General features: G+C 60.7%; 16 protein-coding genes and 1 pseudogene. 15 read left to right on the forward strand and 2 right to left on the reverse strand.

From position 1 onward, the window contains the following. Positions 1-60 precede the first annotated feature (60 nt). The 6 genes from repA (at position 61) to ABVK50_RS29570 (ending at position 4,867) form a co-directional block, all read left to right on the forward strand. Positions 61-1,209 (forward strand): plasmid partitioning protein RepA, encoded by a 1,149-nt coding sequence (gene repA, locus ABVK50_RS29545; protein ID WP_353646921.1) that lies wholly within the window; start codon positions 61-63, stop codon positions 1,207-1,209. Positions 1,210-1,213: 4 nt separating this feature from the next. Then, on the forward strand, positions 1,214-2,239 hold the full coding sequence (gene repB / locus ABVK50_RS29550; protein WP_353646520.1) for a plasmid partitioning protein RepB: 1,026 nt from the start codon (positions 1,214-1,216) through the stop codon (positions 2,237-2,239). A 157-nt stretch (positions 2,240-2,396) separates the two neighbouring features. Continuing rightward, positions 2,397-3,602 carry a plasmid replication protein RepC gene (repC, locus tag ABVK50_RS29555; RefSeq protein ID WP_353646521.1) on the forward strand — a complete coding sequence of 402 codons (1,206 nt, stop codon included), beginning with the start codon at positions 2,397-2,399 and terminating at the stop codon, positions 3,600-3,602. A 74-nt stretch (positions 3,603-3,676) separates the two neighbouring features. After that, positions 3,677-3,862: a replication initiation protein RepC gene (repC, locus tag ABVK50_RS29560; RefSeq protein ID WP_353647084.1), complete on the forward strand. Its 186-nt coding sequence runs from the start codon at positions 3,677-3,679 to the stop codon at positions 3,860-3,862. 154 nt (positions 3,863-4,016) lie between these two features. After that, positions 4,017-4,352, forward strand: coding sequence for an antitoxin Xre/MbcA/ParS toxin-binding domain-containing protein (locus ABVK50_RS29565; RefSeq protein ID WP_353646922.1), 336 nt, complete (start codon positions 4,017-4,019; stop codon positions 4,350-4,352). Beyond that, positions 4,349-4,867, forward strand: a complete 519-nt coding sequence (locus ABVK50_RS29570) for an RES family NAD+ phosphorylase (protein ID WP_353646523.1) — start codon at positions 4,349-4,351, stop codon at positions 4,865-4,867. Before ABVK50_RS29565 ends, ABVK50_RS29570 begins: the two co-directional genes overlap by 4 nt. 344 nt (positions 4,868-5,211) lie before the next feature. On the opposite strand, the gene ABVK50_RS29575 is transcribed toward ABVK50_RS29570, so the two are convergent. Beyond that, positions 5,212-6,396, reverse strand: coding sequence for a site-specific integrase (locus ABVK50_RS29575; RefSeq protein WP_353646524.1), 1,185 nt, complete (start codon positions 6,394-6,396; stop codon positions 5,212-5,214). Positions 6,397-6,684: 288 nt separating this feature from the next. Here ABVK50_RS29575 and ABVK50_RS29580 point away from each other — a divergent pair, with 288 nt between their 5' ends. From ABVK50_RS29580 to ABVK50_RS29590, 3 genes are all read left to right on the forward strand, one after another. After that, positions 6,685-7,719, forward strand: coding sequence for an RHE_PE00001 family protein (locus ABVK50_RS29580; protein WP_353646923.1), 1,035 nt, complete (start codon positions 6,685-6,687; stop codon positions 7,717-7,719). 100 nt (positions 7,720-7,819) lie between these two features. Further along, complete coding sequence (locus ABVK50_RS29585; protein ID WP_353646525.1) at positions 7,820-8,506, forward strand: XRE family transcriptional regulator; 687 nt, start codon at positions 7,820-7,822, stop codon at positions 8,504-8,506. After that, positions 8,507-9,115, forward strand: a complete 609-nt coding sequence (locus ABVK50_RS29590) for an RES family NAD+ phosphorylase (protein ID WP_353646526.1) — start codon at positions 8,507-8,509, stop codon at positions 9,113-9,115. It begins immediately after the preceding gene. 345 nt (positions 9,116-9,460) lie between these two features. On the opposite strand, the gene ABVK50_RS29595 is transcribed toward ABVK50_RS29590, so the two are convergent. Next, positions 9,461-10,276, reverse strand: coding sequence for an IclR family transcriptional regulator (locus tag ABVK50_RS29595; RefSeq protein WP_353646527.1), 816 nt, complete (start codon positions 10,274-10,276; stop codon positions 9,461-9,463). Positions 10,277-10,467: 191 nt separating this feature from the next. On the opposite strand from ABVK50_RS29595, the gene ABVK50_RS29600 reads away from it, so the two are divergent. The 6 genes and pseudogenes from ABVK50_RS29600 (at position 10,468) to ABVK50_RS29625 (ending at position 14,180) form a co-directional block, all read left to right on the forward strand. Then, the gene (locus ABVK50_RS29600) at positions 10,468-11,295 is read left to right on the forward strand and encodes a transporter substrate-binding domain-containing protein (RefSeq protein ID WP_353646924.1); all 828 of its coding nucleotides are present in this window, start codon (positions 10,468-10,470) and stop codon (positions 11,293-11,295) included. A gap of 72 nt (positions 11,296-11,367) precedes the next feature. Further along, entirely contained in the window at positions 11,368-12,033 is a 666-nt protein-coding gene (locus tag ABVK50_RS29605) for an amino acid ABC transporter permease (protein ID WP_353646528.1), read from the forward strand. Between the two features lie 4 nt (positions 12,034-12,037). Beyond that, entirely contained in the window at positions 12,038-12,685 is a 648-nt protein-coding gene (locus ABVK50_RS29610; protein WP_353646529.1) for an amino acid ABC transporter permease, read from the forward strand. 4 nt (positions 12,686-12,689) lie between these two features. Then, positions 12,690-13,478: pseudogene (locus ABVK50_RS29615) on the forward strand (amino acid ABC transporter ATP-binding protein). Positions 13,479-13,494: 16 nt separating this feature from the next. After that, a complete protein-coding gene (locus ABVK50_RS29620; protein WP_353646530.1) occupies positions 13,495-13,974 on the forward strand; it encodes a RidA family protein in 480 nt (159 codons plus the stop codon). A 47-nt stretch (positions 13,975-14,021) separates the two neighbouring features. Further along, complete coding sequence (locus tag ABVK50_RS29625; protein WP_353646942.1) at positions 14,022-14,180, forward strand: hypothetical protein; 159 nt, start codon at positions 14,022-14,024, stop codon at positions 14,178-14,180. The last annotated feature ends 446 nt before the right edge of the window (positions 14,181-14,626 follow it).

Below are 14,626 nucleotides of genomic sequence, written 5' to 3' on the forward strand. Positions count from 1 at the left end.
TTGGCTACGCCGAACCTGTCAGAAAAAAGGGACGTCCCATTGACGCTGCGCGATCTGATTATGTCGGATGCCGACGAACTTTCGCGCCAATTGCAGGCGCACCAGCTTCGCATATTTCCTCCGACCTCGAACAAGACGATCCGACTTTTCTCACCAGCCGAGGCTGCGGACTTCATCGGAATCCACGAAGGATATCTACGGCAAATCGTCGCCGAGGGGCATGGCCCCGCGCCGTTGCCCAACGGTCGCCGGCTCTATTCGGTGGACGATATCGAACATTTGCGCCGAGTTCTCGACGAGGGCGGGAAGGGCACTCCGAAATATGTCCGGCATCGCCGTAACGGCGAGAAACTGCAAATCATCAGCGTGATGAATTTTAAGGGCGGATCTGGAAAGACAACCACATCCGCGCATCTGGCGCAGTACCTCGCCTTGCGGGGATACCGCGTCCTGGCTCTCGATCTGGATCCGCAAGCCAGCCTCTCTGCCTTGTTTGGGCATCAACCGGAACTCGATGTCGGGGAAGGGGAGACGCTTTATGGAGCGATCCGCTACGATGAGAGCCGCCGCCACATTTCTGAGATCGTTCGCGCCACCTATACACCGGGCCTGCACGTCGTGCCTGGAAATCTCGAACTTATGGAGTTTGAGCACACCACCCCAAGGGCGCTCGCCGATCGCAAACAAAGCGACACCATGTTCTTTTCGCGGATCGCGGAATGTCTCTCTGACATTGAAAGCGCTTATGACGTGGTGATCATCGATTGCCCACCGCAACTGGGCTTTCTCACGCTCTCAGCACTCTGCGCCGCAACAGCCGTGCTCATAACCGTTCATCCGCAGATGCTTGACGTCATGTCGATGAGCCAGTTCCTCCACATGACGTCGGATCTCCTTGCGGTCGTGGAGAATGCGGGTGGCAGCACCGAATATGACTGGATGCGCTATCTCGTGACCCGGTACGAGCCGAATGATGGCCCGCAAAGTCAGATGGCGGGGTTCATGCGCTCAATCTTCGGTCAACGGGTGCTCGAAAATTCTATGTTGAAATCGACCGCTGTCTCGGATGCCGGCCTCACCAAGCAAACTCTTTATGAAGTCGAAAAGAGCGCGTTCACGCGGGGCACCTATGAGCGGGCGCTCGAATCTCTGACCCTTGTGAATGGAGAAATCGAGGGCCTTATCCGCGGAACATGGGGACGAAAGTAGGTTCATGGCCCGCAAGAATGTCTTTGAGGTTTCACCAGAGCGGGCAGGGGCCGCCGGCGTCGAACCAGCTCGTGCGCCCCTAGCCCGGCCGCTATTGGGCCTTGAAAGGCCGTTAAGGCCCGCCAGCCCTGTTGGCGCAATCTCTCAATCTCTGGAAAACATCAATTCTCGCGCGCACCGCGCCGAAGAAATCGAGCGGAAGCTTGCCGAAGGCCATACCATCGTGGAACTCGAACCCGATCTGGTGGACGGCTCCTTCGTTCCCGACCGCCTCGAGGTCGATCCCGATGATGCTTCCAGCCTCGTTGCTCAGATCCGCGAACACGGCCAGCAAGTGCCAATTCTGGTGCGGCCCAATCCCGAACTGGAAGGCCGCTATCAGGTCGCCTACGGCCACCGACGCCTGGCCGCCGCCAAGGAACTCGGTCGTAAGGTAAGAGCAGTCGTCCGCAACCTGACCGACGAACAACTCATCGTGTCGCAGGGGCAGGAAAACAACGCCCGCACCGATCTGTCATTCATCGAGCGGTCGTTCTTTGCTGCCCGCCTTGAGGATAAGGGCTTCTCCCGCGATACCATCATGGCATCCTTGGGCGTCGACAAGGCTGCCTTGTCGCGAATGATCGCGCTGATAAGGCGATTGCCGCCAGAGCTCATCGAGGCGGTGGGCCCATCGCCGGCATTTGGGCGCCAGCGCTGGGCCGAACTGGCTGATCTGCTCGACGAGAAAGGCAAGCGGGCCAAGGCCCTCAAGCTCATCGGCGACCAGGATTTCTCCACCCAAAAGAGCGATGCTCGGTTCCAGGCAGTCTATGACCTGCTGAAGGTGCAGCGGCAAAAGCCGCAGACTGAGGCTTGGAAGGCTTCAGATGGTACCCGTCCAGTCAGGATCGTCGAGACCGAAGAAAAGGTCTCGATCGTCTTCGACAAAATCGTTGAACCGGAGTTTGGGCCGTTCGTGCGTCAGCGCCTGCAAGGGCTCTACGACGAATTCAAGGCCGGTACACCCAGAAACGAACCAGGAGACTAACCAGCAAAAGAAAAAGGCCCCCGAACGTTGCCGCCGCGGAAGCCCTTCTCAAGTTTCGCACCCTGAGAATCCCATTTCCGCGAATCACTGTCAAGAGTCATAAGCGTCATTTTTCGGCGACCGGATTTCTTTTGCCTAATCGAAGGCAGACGAAACGATGGAAACGCATACCTCAACGACGCCCTTTGGGCGGCGGTCAATGACGCTCGCCATGTTGGCTGCTCAAAACGATGCGAAAGATATCCCGGAGGGCACGGTCGCCGACAAATGGCAGGTCTACCGCGACCTGTGCGAGGGCAAGCGCATAATTGGCGTTGGCGACCGCGCTCTGGCAGTTCTGAATGCATTGTTGTCCTTTTACCCCGACAGTGAACTGAGCGGAGAGAACGGGTTGATCGTGTTCCCTTCCAATGCCCAGCTGTCCCTCAGGGCGCACGGGATGGCCGACGCGACCCTCCGGCGGCACTTGGCGGCGTTGATTGATTGCGGACTCATCACCCGTCGGGACAGTCCGAACGGCAAGCGATACGCGCGCAAGCATAGGGGAGGGGAGATTGAGGAAGCATTCGGCTTCTCCCTGGCTCCACTCCTGGCGCGTGCACATGAGTTCGCGCAAGCCGCCGAGCGTGTGCGTGGCGACAACCGGGCGCTGAGACTTATGCGCGAGCGGATTACGTTGCATCGCAGGGATATCCAGAAGCTGATCGAGGCCGCCGTCGAGGAAGACGTGCCCGGCAACTGGCAGGCCGTCTGGGAACGCTTCAGGGCCGTTGTGGAGGCAATACCCCGAAGAGCAACTGTTGCCGACATGGAGCCGATTGTAGGCAACCTGGTCGCGATCCACGAGGAGGTGGATAAGCTGCTGGAAATTCATTTAAATTCTACGAATCTAAGCGGCAATGAGTCCCAAACAGAGCGGCAGCATTCTAATTCAAACACCGACTCCACTTTTGAATTTGAACCTGCTTTGGAAAAAAGCGGGGCGACGGTCGAGCCAAGAACTCGGGAGGCCGAGAAACCGAAAGGCTATCCGCTGGGGCTGGTGCTGAAGGCCTGCCCCGAAATTGCGGATTACGCGGTCGAGGGAATTGGCAATTGGCGCGATTTCATGGCGACGGCGGCTCAGGTGCGCGGTTATCTCGGCGTGTCGCCGTCCGCATATGAGGACGCCTGCCATGTTATGGGACAGGAAATCGCAGCAATCGTGATCGCCTGCATTCTACAGCGGGCGCAGCACATCAATTCGGCCGGCGGGTACCTGCGGGCGCTGACGGAGAAGGCGCGGGGAGGGGAGTTTTCGGTCGGGCCGATGCTGATGGCGGCGCTCAAGGCCAATGGCGCGACAGCAAGGATGGCGGGATGACGATCGCCAATTGCGCAGTTTATCGATTGGCGCCTAAGCGTGAGAATGCGGCCTTTCGATCGCTTGTGGCACCGATGCTCATGTCGGCGCGACGGGCCGAGCATATTTCAAGTTCGGGTGGCTATCTTCGCAGTCTGACCGACAAGGCGAAGGCTGGGCAGTTTTCCATCGGTCCTGCCTGCATCGTGCAGCGGGCGCCGCATATCAACTCGGCCGGCGGCTATTTGCGGGCGCTCACCGAAAAGGCGAGGGCAGGGTGACTTTTGTGCCGGAAAGCTTGCAAACAGCGAGGCTTGCCCTATATTCTGCCTTACGGATGGGACAGATGGTGAGACAATGGTAACGCTTGCGAAGAAGTCGGCAAGATCAGCCCATAGCGCAACGGCAGGTGATGAGACATTGATCCTGACGTTCATGGACAAGTCAGGCGCGATCGCGACCGAGCGGGTCGCCGACAGCTTCGGTATGTCCAAGACGCAACTGGCCGAAACCGTCGGACTCGCCCGGGAATCGCTTTACAAGGCGGCGCGGAATCGTACGCCGAAGACCCAGACGCGCATCAAGGAAATGCTGGAAATCATCAGCCGGGTGACGGAATGGGCGGGCGGCAAGGAACAGGCGATGGCCTGGTACCGAGCCCAGCCGATCCCGGCATTCGGCGGCAGGACGGCGGAAGCGCTGGTCAAGGAGGGCAAGGCCGGTGCCGTTCGTGACTATCTCGACCATCTCGCCCTCGGTGGCTTTGCTTGAGGTTTGAAGGAACCTGCTATCGCGCGCACGACCCGCGCTGGTCCTTCAAGCCGATCTCAGGCGATGGCGCGGCCATTCGCGGAGCGCGCTTCAATCCAAAAGGTGTGCCCACGCTTTATCTGGCGCTCAGCATCATGACGGCGGTGAAGGAGGCCAATCAGGGTTTTGCCCACCGCATCGATCCGTGCGTGCTCTGCTCCTACGACGTCGACTGTGAAGACATCGTGGATCTGAGGACAGCGGAAGGCCAGGAGGCGGCGGCGATTAGCGGTGACGACATGGCCTGCGCCTGGATGGATTTTTTGGCCGAGGGCGAGCGGCCACCGTCCTGGGCTATCTACGAGCGGCTTATCCGGCGAGGAACGGCCGGGATCCTGGTGCCAAGCTTTGCGCCCGGGGCGGAAGGAACCGATCAAAACCTGGTGCTTTGGAATTGGAGCAGCAGCCTGCCACACCAGGTCGAAGTGATCGATCCGAGCGGACGGCTGCCGCGCAATCAGCTTTCCTGGCGCTGAACGAACGACTGAAAAGCGCTCGGACGATCAGCCGCGCGGCCCTTCAGAGCGTGCGTTCGGCGTCGTTATAATAGTAGGAGGCCTGCTGCACCGAGCGGTGCTGCGACTTCCGGCAGCGGAATCGCAGGCGGCATTGCCTGCAAGCGAAGGAGTCACTCGGGACCAGCTCGTGCACGGTTTCGCTGGCCTTCACGGGCGAATTCACCCGCTTCTCCGACCTGGTGGAGGAGCACCATTTGCCGGAACGGTATGAGTAGGCGGGCGACACTGTCCCCCTCCGGTCGCCGCGCTTTGGCCGGCCAGAGCGATTCCTATCACGCACCCAGTTGCAGTTGTCTTTAGTCTCAGACGATCACCCGCGCCGCCCGTCCGAGCGTTCGTTCGGCGTCGTTGTAGTAGTTTGAGGCCTGCTGCACCGAGCGGTGCTGCGACTGCTGCATGGCTTCCGGCAGCGGAATGCCGCGGCGGGCGGTTTCGGTGAGATAGCCGGAGCGCAGGCCGTGGGGTGAGAAGGCTTGCGGGTCGAGCCCGGCCTCGGCGACGCGGCGTTTTAGGATCAGATTGACCGCCTGCGGGGTCAGTGCGCGTTTTTCCAGATTTCCCCAGCGGTCGATGCCGCGAAATACCGCGCCTTCCGAAATGCCCGACCGGGTTAGCCAGTCCTTCAAGGCAAGCACCGGCCGGCCGACCAGCACGACATACGCGTCAGTGTCGGCCTGCGTGGTCTTGGTGCGGCCGAGTCGAATTCTCAGGCAGGAGAGTTTTGGCCCGTCCGGATCCTTCGGATCGAGGGGAACGGGTTCTTCCTGGGTAAGTTGTTCGAGGCGCAGCGACGAAACCTCGCTGCGGCGCCGGCCGCCGGAGGCGAAGGCCAGGAGCAACAGGGCGCGGTCGCGGGCATCGACCAGTTTTTCGCCGGCACAGGCTTTCAGCAGCGCGGACAAAATATCGGCGGTCACTGCCTTTTTGCTCTTGCGGCCGCGCGGCCGGGCGCTGGCGCGCGCCGCCAGCTTTATCGCGCTCTGCAGGCCCGGCGCATTGAACTTTCCGCGCAAACCGCGCCATTTGGTCAAGGTCGACCAGCTCGATAGCCGTCGGCGCACGGTGGATGGGGCATGCGGGCCATCAACGCGCAACAGCCCTTCGGCCTTCAGCTCGGCCGCGACATTGGCGGGCATGCCGTGCGTCGGATCGGTTTCGCGTTTTGCGGAATCCCACAGATGGTGCGCGACGAATTTGATCAGCAGCGCTTCCGGCGCCGGCCAGGGCAGGGGGTTTCCCGTCGCCGCCCGGCACCAGGCCTCGAGATAGCCGAGATCGGAGGCGAGCGCGCGCAGAGAATTCTCACCGATGCCTTCTTTCGCCAGGTGCCGCAGCGTGTCGACGTCGTCGTCGGTCAGAAGCGTGGCCAGAAAATCGCGGCGGTCGAAGGGCAACACGGAATCGAGCGCGTCGAGCGCTTCGGCCCGCCGCGCCACCAGTTCTCTGTCCGGGCGGCCGACGGCGCGGGCAGGGGGTGTTTTTGGCATCGAGGCGTGTTCCATGCCGGTTTTTGCGGCCGCTGCGGCCGTGCTTTGCGCCGATTCTAGCGGTTTTGCGCCGCGAAATCCATCACTATCGATAAGAGGTACTTATCACTAGTGTCTTTTGTCCCGGAGAAAGCCCCCTGCAAGTCGACTAAAGCGCGCGCTAGATGGACTAACGCGAATCAGCTACAAGAAAAACAATGGCTTACGACATCGATTTGTTGTCCCTCGGCACGCTCTTCGCGCCCGTCGCGAAGGCGACCGAGGTTTTGGCCCCGCCTCGACGAGCGGCTGGCGCGCTCGCCCGTCCGTGACGGTTTTGTCGAGCGCCAACACTTTGCCGACGCGACCGCCGCGCTGTGGCTCGAGGGGGAACTCGTCCATGTCGAGGACCTCGTGTTGCACGACGCCCACATGGACATCCGCACCCCGACTCACGAACTCACCCGGGCGCATGCCGTCTTACGCGCCCGCCGGAAAATTCTGTCGAATAAGTCGAACTGGGCGCTCGGCCGCGACGGGTTTTTGGCCCTCACCGGCCGCGGCGCGTCGGACGTGGAGGGACAGAAAAGCCGGGAAGGGGAGGGGGTTTTTGCCCCGGAAAGGGATATTGATGAGCCGGTTGAGTCGGGCGAGCCGGACCTGCTGGCTGAAGAATTCGCCGAGATCGATAACCTGTTGGCGCGGTCATCGAAGATTTTGAGCGGCGCCGAGGTGCCTGCACGAAAAGAGGAGACGTCACTACGTGACCGGCCGGGCCTGGTCTACGATCTCGACTGGAATGAAGAAGATCGGCTCGCCGAATGGCAGGCCGTGCTTGCCGAGACGCGCGAACTGCCGTCGGTGCTGCGTGCCGCGATCCTGCTCGAGGCCTGGACCGAGATCGAGGTGCTGCAGCACGCCGCCTGGCTCGGGCCGCTGTTTTGCGCCGCGCTGCTGAGGCAGGAGGGGCTTGCCGGGCACCATCTCGCCTGCCTGCATCGCGGCGCCAAGAATATTCCGCGCGAGCGAAGGCGAGCACGCAGTCGCGGCGATCGATTGTTGGCCTTTGTCGATGCCATTCACGAGGCGGCATACGCCGGGCTGAAGGAGCATGACCGGCTGGTGCTGGCGAAAACCCAGATGGAGAGGCGGCTGCGCCATCGCCGCGCCAGCTCGAAACTGCCCGACCTAGTCGAACTGGTCCTCTCGCGTCCCCTGGTTTCCACCGGCATGATCCAGGACAGGCTAAAAGTCTCGAAGCAGGGCGCGCTCAACCTCGTCGGCGAGCTCAGCCTGCGCGAGATGACGGGGAGGGGAAGGTTTCGCGCGTGGGGAATTGTGTGATCGACCGTCGTCAGGTAGGTTTCCGCCAACTTTACGAAATTATCGAACTTGACGAACTTGCAATCTGTGCCCACATTGGTGGAAACAGGAGGTTGTCGTCATGGCCGCTCCAAAGCGCATCAATCATAGCGAGACCACGTCGCATGCGGGAGGCACGGCCTTGAGCTTCACCACAAGGCTGCCTGCTCAGGCCGATTTCAAGAAGGTGTTGCTCGAACGCTATCAGGAAGCGATCACACGCAGCCGCAAAATCGGTCATCGCGTATCGTTCCGGGTAGAGGTCGATCCAACTGCCGGCGCGCAGACGATCACGCCGGTCGAGGAACAGCCGATCGCTTCGGATAATGCGTTTCCTGTCGAAGATACAGGAAAGCCAGATGCCGAACTTAAAGTGGCGCTTGCCGCAGCGCGGGAGCGCGGCCGCAAGCGTGTCGCCGAAATTGTCGCCGGCGAGGACATGCTGAGTGCGGAAGCCTTTGCCAAACTGCTCGGCACGTCGCGGGTGACGGTCAACGCCAAGCGGCAGAGCGGGCAGGTGCTCGGGATTGATGGCGCCAAGCGCGGCTTCCGCTTTCCTGTGTGGCAACTCGACAAGGACGGCCGGCCGTTCGGGGCATTGCCGGCGCTCCATGCGATGTTGGGCGATAGCGCTTGGGCGGTCTACCGATTTTTGGTGTCGCGCCACGGTGCGCTCGATGGTCGAACGGGCCTTCGGGCTCTTCAGCAGGGCGATACGGCCTCGGTGTTGGTTGCAGCGGAAGGGATGGCCCGGGGCGATTTCGACTGAATGCCCGGCATTCCACCTCCACCCGATTTCGGGCGCGCAAAGCTCGAAATCGAGACCATACCACCGGGGCGGACATTCGGTCGGATCTACTGGAGCACCTATCCCGATCCGCTGGGATACGGAAAGTCGCCGAGCCGCTTCAGCGATCCGCGGCGTCGTACCGCTGCCAACCGTTTTGGCGTTCTCTACCTCGGCGACTCCTTGAAGGTGTGTTTCCTCGAGACGGTGCTCCGCGACCGGCGCGAAGGGCTTGTCCACGATCTTCCCATAGACGAGGTAGAGCTGACAGAACGGCGCTATGCGGAGATCGCGACCACGGAGGTGCTTCGAGTTGTCGATCTCAGAGGCGACAATGCCGTCCGAATGGGTGTGCCGACGGATGTCGTCCGGGCGCAGCGCCAGAACCTGGCTCGCCGGTGGTCGGTGGCGCTTTACGATCACCCGTCCCAGCTTGACGGGATTATCTATCCATCTCGCCTCAACGGCGCGACCAATCTCGCCATCTACGATCGTTCGATAAGAAAACTTCAGGCGAAGCGCATTGTAACGCTTCTCGGCGCGCCAGGATTGGCACAGGTTCTGGAGGATTTCAGAGTGAGCTTGGCGTGAGAAAAGGCCTCAGTTTGCCGATTGCGACGTCGGTTTCTCTCCCAAGTTGATTCCCGAAATTCGCTCACTCGGCGGGTTGTCGCATCAAATATCGCCTGAACTGATCGGAGACGCGAGCAAAATGGCGTTGCCACGTCCACTCCATGCCGGAGGTGGCTGTCGGCGTCACGAACAGGCCCGGCCGAAGGGATGGCTTTCGGAAAGGATCGTCAGGAGCTAGTGCGCAGAACCATAGGTAGTGGTCGAAAATTCGCGGACGAGCCGTTTCGAGACTTTTTGCACAGGTGCGTCATCGTCGACGATTCCGTCGCATCCATGGCGGTTTCTCGCTCAGCGGAGTAGGGGTTACATCGTTGAGCGTTCGCCGGTACCGGCGACACCTCTGGAGCCCGCCAGAGATATCGATCTTGATGCTTCTATCAATCGTGATTCCAGCTCGCCCCTTTTTTCGTCCGAAACATCGATTGGTAGAACGAAGCATATCGTCGCCTCGATCAGGCCATCGTGATTTGTGATTGGCGCCGCGAGACATTGGGTGAAACTGTTTATCATGCCGACCGTCATGGCAAGCGGGCGGTTCCTGGATGCATGGCATTCGGCAGCGAACGCTTCGATGTCGATAGGCGCACCATTAGGCATCCTGAGGTCTTCCTCCCCCAGAATCGATTCGATCTCCGCCAAGGACATGTGTGACAGCATCAGCCGACCGGAAGCGGTCCAAGGGATTGGAATCTGAGAGCCGATCTCCGAACTGATCCGCAGCGGCCGCGAACCGGGACAAGCATGTACTATGACCTGCTTGCCGCGGAGGCGGATGCAGAGTTCGCTCGTCTCACCGGTTTCCTTTGCAAGCGCATTCACCATCTCCCTGCCGCGGGCCATGACGTCGTTGGCCCGAAGATAGCTCGCACCGTAAAGATGCATCAGTTTGCCGAAATAGACCTGACTGTCCTTACCCCTGAGTTCGAGCAGTCCTGCTTCGGCCAGAATGCTCACCAGGTCGTAGATGGTCGATTTGGGGGCATCCAGCGCAAGCGGCAGTTCGGCCAACCGGACAGGAGCGCCATTTTCCTGCAAATAGGAAAACAGCTTCAGTACTCGGTCGACCCCGCGTTCCCGCGGCCCCCGTGCAGTGCGGGTTTTAGAAACATGCTCCGCCACCAGTGCTCAATCCTTTGCTATCGCGGTTGCCAGCACATCCACGCTGCTATATCGTCTTAAATATAAGAACATAGTCCAGTATATAAGACTATGCAAGACCACCCAGAGAATTGAACGACATCAACAACGTGGAGGCATCAATGACAGCAGGAACTGAACGCCGCGATATTCTGAAACTCGGACTTGGAGGAATGGCGCTTGGTGCGGCCGTCACCTCGGTCGTATTGAACCCGAAAGCGGCAGCCGCACAGGCAGCGAGTGACAGCCTCTTGCGGACCGTGCTCGACCGGGGTCACCTCGTCGTCGGCACTGGAAGCACGAATGCCCCATGGCATTTCGAGAACGACACCGGCGAACTGGAAGGCATGGACATCACCATGGGCCGTATTATCGCCCAGGCGCTGTTCGACGACCCGACCAAGATCGAATTCATCAAACAGGATGCTCAGCAGCGCATTCCCAACATTGTCACAGGCAAGGTCGACATCACCTTGCAGTTCATGACGATCTCAGGCGTGCGCGCGCAACTCATCAACTTCACCCGGCCCTACTATGTCGAAGGCGTCGCGCTGATGACCAAGCCGGATGCGGCGGCGAAGACCTATGACGAGCTGAAGGCGAAAGGCAGCGACGCCCGGGTGGCCATCCTGCAGAATGTCGACGCCGAGACGACGGTGCATAAGGCATTGCCCGAGGCGCAAGTGATGCAGATCGATACCCAAGCCAATGTGTTTCAAGCGCTTGATTCGAACCGTGCGGACGCCTCCGCGGTCGACCTTTCCAACGTGCGCTGGCTGGTCTCGAGGAACCCGGACCGATATTTCGACGCAGGCAAGCAGTGGAACAGCATGCTCTATGGCGGCGGCGTCCGGCAGGGCGACTTGGACTGGCTGCAATTCGTCAACACCGCCTTCAGCATCGCGATGTTCGGCCACCAGAACGAACTCTACGATAAGGCATTCAAGGATTACTTCGGCGTCCAGCCACCGGAGCGCAAGCCAGGCTTCCCGACCATCTGATTGCGACCGCCCGGCCACCACAATGGCCGGGCGGCGCACTTCCTGCCGATGCGACAGTCCAGCGAAGTCTGAATGAACTATCACCTCAATTTCAATCTCATTTGGCGGCATTTCGACAAGCTGTGGCAGGGGCTGATCCTCAGCCTGGAACTGGCCGTGCTGTCGATCCTGATCGGCGCTTTCATCGGGCTCGTACTCGCCATCTGGTATGTCTCCGCCGGCAGGATCGTGCGGGGAGCGATTTCGGCCTATGTCGAATTCATCCGCAACGTACCACTGATCCTTCTGGTCTATATCGTCTTCTACGGTATCCCCACGGTCGTCGACTTTGCCTACAGCGCGACGGTGTCGTTCGTGGGAACGCTGTCGCTTTATGCGGGCGCCTATCTCGTCGAGGTGTTCCGCTCCGGGCTCGAGGCAGTGCCGCGCGGACAGATCGACGCTGGCAAGGCGATCGGGCTGACGCCCTTGCAGCGCCTCCTCCACGTGCGCCTGCCGACTATGGCGCGAATAACCCTTCCCGCCCTGTCGAACACGTTCATCTCGCTGTTCAAGGACACCTCCGTGGCCTCCGTCATCTCGGTGCCCGAGCTGACCTACGGCGCGCAATGGATCAACTTCAACACTTTCCGGATCGTCGAGGTCTATATCGTCACGACCGTCATGTACCTGGTCACCGGCTATGGGGTCCTGTTCGGACTGCGGCTGATGGAGCGCCGCTTCAGGGCGGAGCGCTGAGCCAATGGCAGCGGTTCTCTATGCACTTCCGTTCCTTTTGCAGGGACTCCTGATCACCCTTTGGGTCTCCGCCCTCGTCGTGGTGTTCTCGCTGGTCATCGGCGTGATCCTCGGGGTGGGGCTGGTCTATGGCCCGCGTCCCGTCCAATGGCTCGTCCGACTTTTCAGCGACTGCATCCGCGGCATTCCGATCCTCGTGCTGATATTCGTCGTCTATTACGGCTTCCCGCCGCTGGGCATCGCCATCGACTCGTTCTGGGCCGGCGTGGTCGCCCTGACCCTGTTCAAGGCGGCCCAGGTGATCGAATATGCCCGAGGCGCGATCTCGTCGATCCCAAAGGGACAGATGGAGGCCGGCAAGGCGATCGGCCTGACCTTCGTCCAGCGCCTGCAATCCGTCATCTTCCCACAGGCTATACGGCGCTTCCTTCCGCCGTGGATCAACGGCGTGACCGATGCGGTCAAGGGAAGCGCGCTGATCTCGCTGCTGGGCGTCGTCGATCTCATGCAGTCGATCAACGAGGTGATCGGGCGGACCTATGAGGCGATGCCGCTCTATCTGCTCGGTGCCTTCATCTATTTCGTGATCAACTATTCGCTGTCGCTGACCAGCCGGTACGTGGAACGGCGCTACGCATACATTCGGGACTGAGACCATGGATGCAAACGAACGGCCGCTGCTCAAGATCGAGGGCCTGCAGAAGTCATTCGGACAAATCGACGTCCTCAAAGGTATCAGCATGACCGTGCGCAAGGGAGAAGTGGTCTCGATCATCGGACCTTCGGGCAGCGGCAAGACGACGCTGCTGCGCTGCGTAAACTTCCTCGAAACCTACGAGCACGGCTCCATCCAGATCGCCGGCCAGGAAGTCGGGTTCCGCGACAGCAACAACCGCCAGCGGCGCGGCGAAACCGACCTCGCCCGCATGCGCGCCGAAACCGGCATGGTGTTCCAGAGCTTCAATCTGTTTCCGCACCTCACCGCGGCCTAGAATGTCATGCTGGGACTGGTCAAGGTGCGCAAGAAATCGAAGCAGGAGGCCCGTGAGATCGCCGAGCATTGGCTCAAGCGGGTCGGCCTCGACCACCGCATCGACAATCTGCCGTCGGAACTTTCGGGAGGCCAGCAACAGCGGGTCGGGATCGCAAGAGCCGTCGCCATGGAGCCGAAGATCCTGCTGCTCGACGAGATCACCTCGGCGCTCGACCCAGAACTGGTCAACGAGGTTCTCGATGTCGTGCGGCAGCTGGCCGAGGAAGGCATGACCATGCTGATGGTGACCCATGAGATCGCGTTCGCCCGCGACGCCAGCAACCGCATCGTCTTCATGGACGACGGCAAGGTGTCTGCCGAGGGTCCGCCCAAGGAGCTGATGGCGCAGGCGGGGTCCAACGAGCGGCTGGACGCCTTCCTGTCGCGTTTCAGAACCAGCCATTTACATTGAGAAAATCAGCGCCATCATGTCTTCCCATGACCAGATCGCCGCGCTCGACCTCGAGCTTCCGCCGGTTCCGGCGCCGATCGGCACATTCCGCAATGTCCTGCAGGTTGGCAATATCCTCTACGTATCGGGGCAGGGCCCGCTCGATCGCAACGGCGTCCTATACAGGGGGAAGGTCGGCCGCGACGTCAGCGTCGAAGCGGCCTACGAGCACGCGCGGCTTACCGGGTTGAACATCCTGTCGGTCCTGTCCGCGCATCTCGGCGACCTTGCCCGGGTGAAGCAGTTCGTGAAGCTCCAGGGTTTCGTGAACGCCGCCGACGACTTCGCCGACCATCCCTGTGTCATCAATGGCTGCTCGGACCTCTTGGTCGAGGTGTTCGGGGGACGGGGCATACATGCGCGCACGTCGATCGGCGTCGCGTCGCTGCCCAACAACATCACCGTCGAGATCGAGGCCATCGTCGAAATTCTCCCCGAAGAAAAAAGTCATGGATAAGGTTCAGATCTCACCGATGCCAGCGCAACGAGACGATACGCGAACGCTTGGGCCTGCGGCCGATCATCAATGTGTCGGGGACGATGACCGCGCTGGGCGCCGCGATCATCGTCCCCGAGGCCAGTCAGGCAATGGCCAAGATCGCGCCGCAACTGTCGAAATGGACGAGCTCCATCTCGCCGCAAGCAAGGTCGTCGCCCTTCTGACGGCGTCGAGGCCGGCTTCATCACGGCCTCCTGCACCAAGCTGCTTGCGGTCGAGCGTTTGCCGTATCCGCGCGATCAATCGTCGCGCTAACAGAGCTTGGATGGAAGAGCTGGGGAGATATTCTGAAGCGGAGCTGGACGTACTGCTGGATTTCCGAGTGCAACTACCTTGCTGCCGTGAACGCAACTATTGCTTTACGTCGAGACGAGGACGGCCCCGTTCTGGAAACGAAATCGGCGGAGCAATGACGCGATCGCTGCCATCTGCTTCGCGCCGCATGTCGGCCATAAAGGCAATCTTTGCGTCCGCCCGGAAGCAGACATCGCGGTGACAATGCTGGAGGTCGTGGTCGGGCCATTTGCTGACCTTCCTGTCGCTTCTCCAAACCTGCCGTTCGCGCTACGACCTGATGCGACCCCGAACTTGGCGTTGGACTGACCGAAAG

Source organism: Mesorhizobium sp. WSM2240 (assembly GCF_040438645.1).
In the GTDB taxonomy this organism is placed as follows: domain Bacteria; phylum Pseudomonadota; class Alphaproteobacteria; order Rhizobiales; family Rhizobiaceae; genus Allomesorhizobium.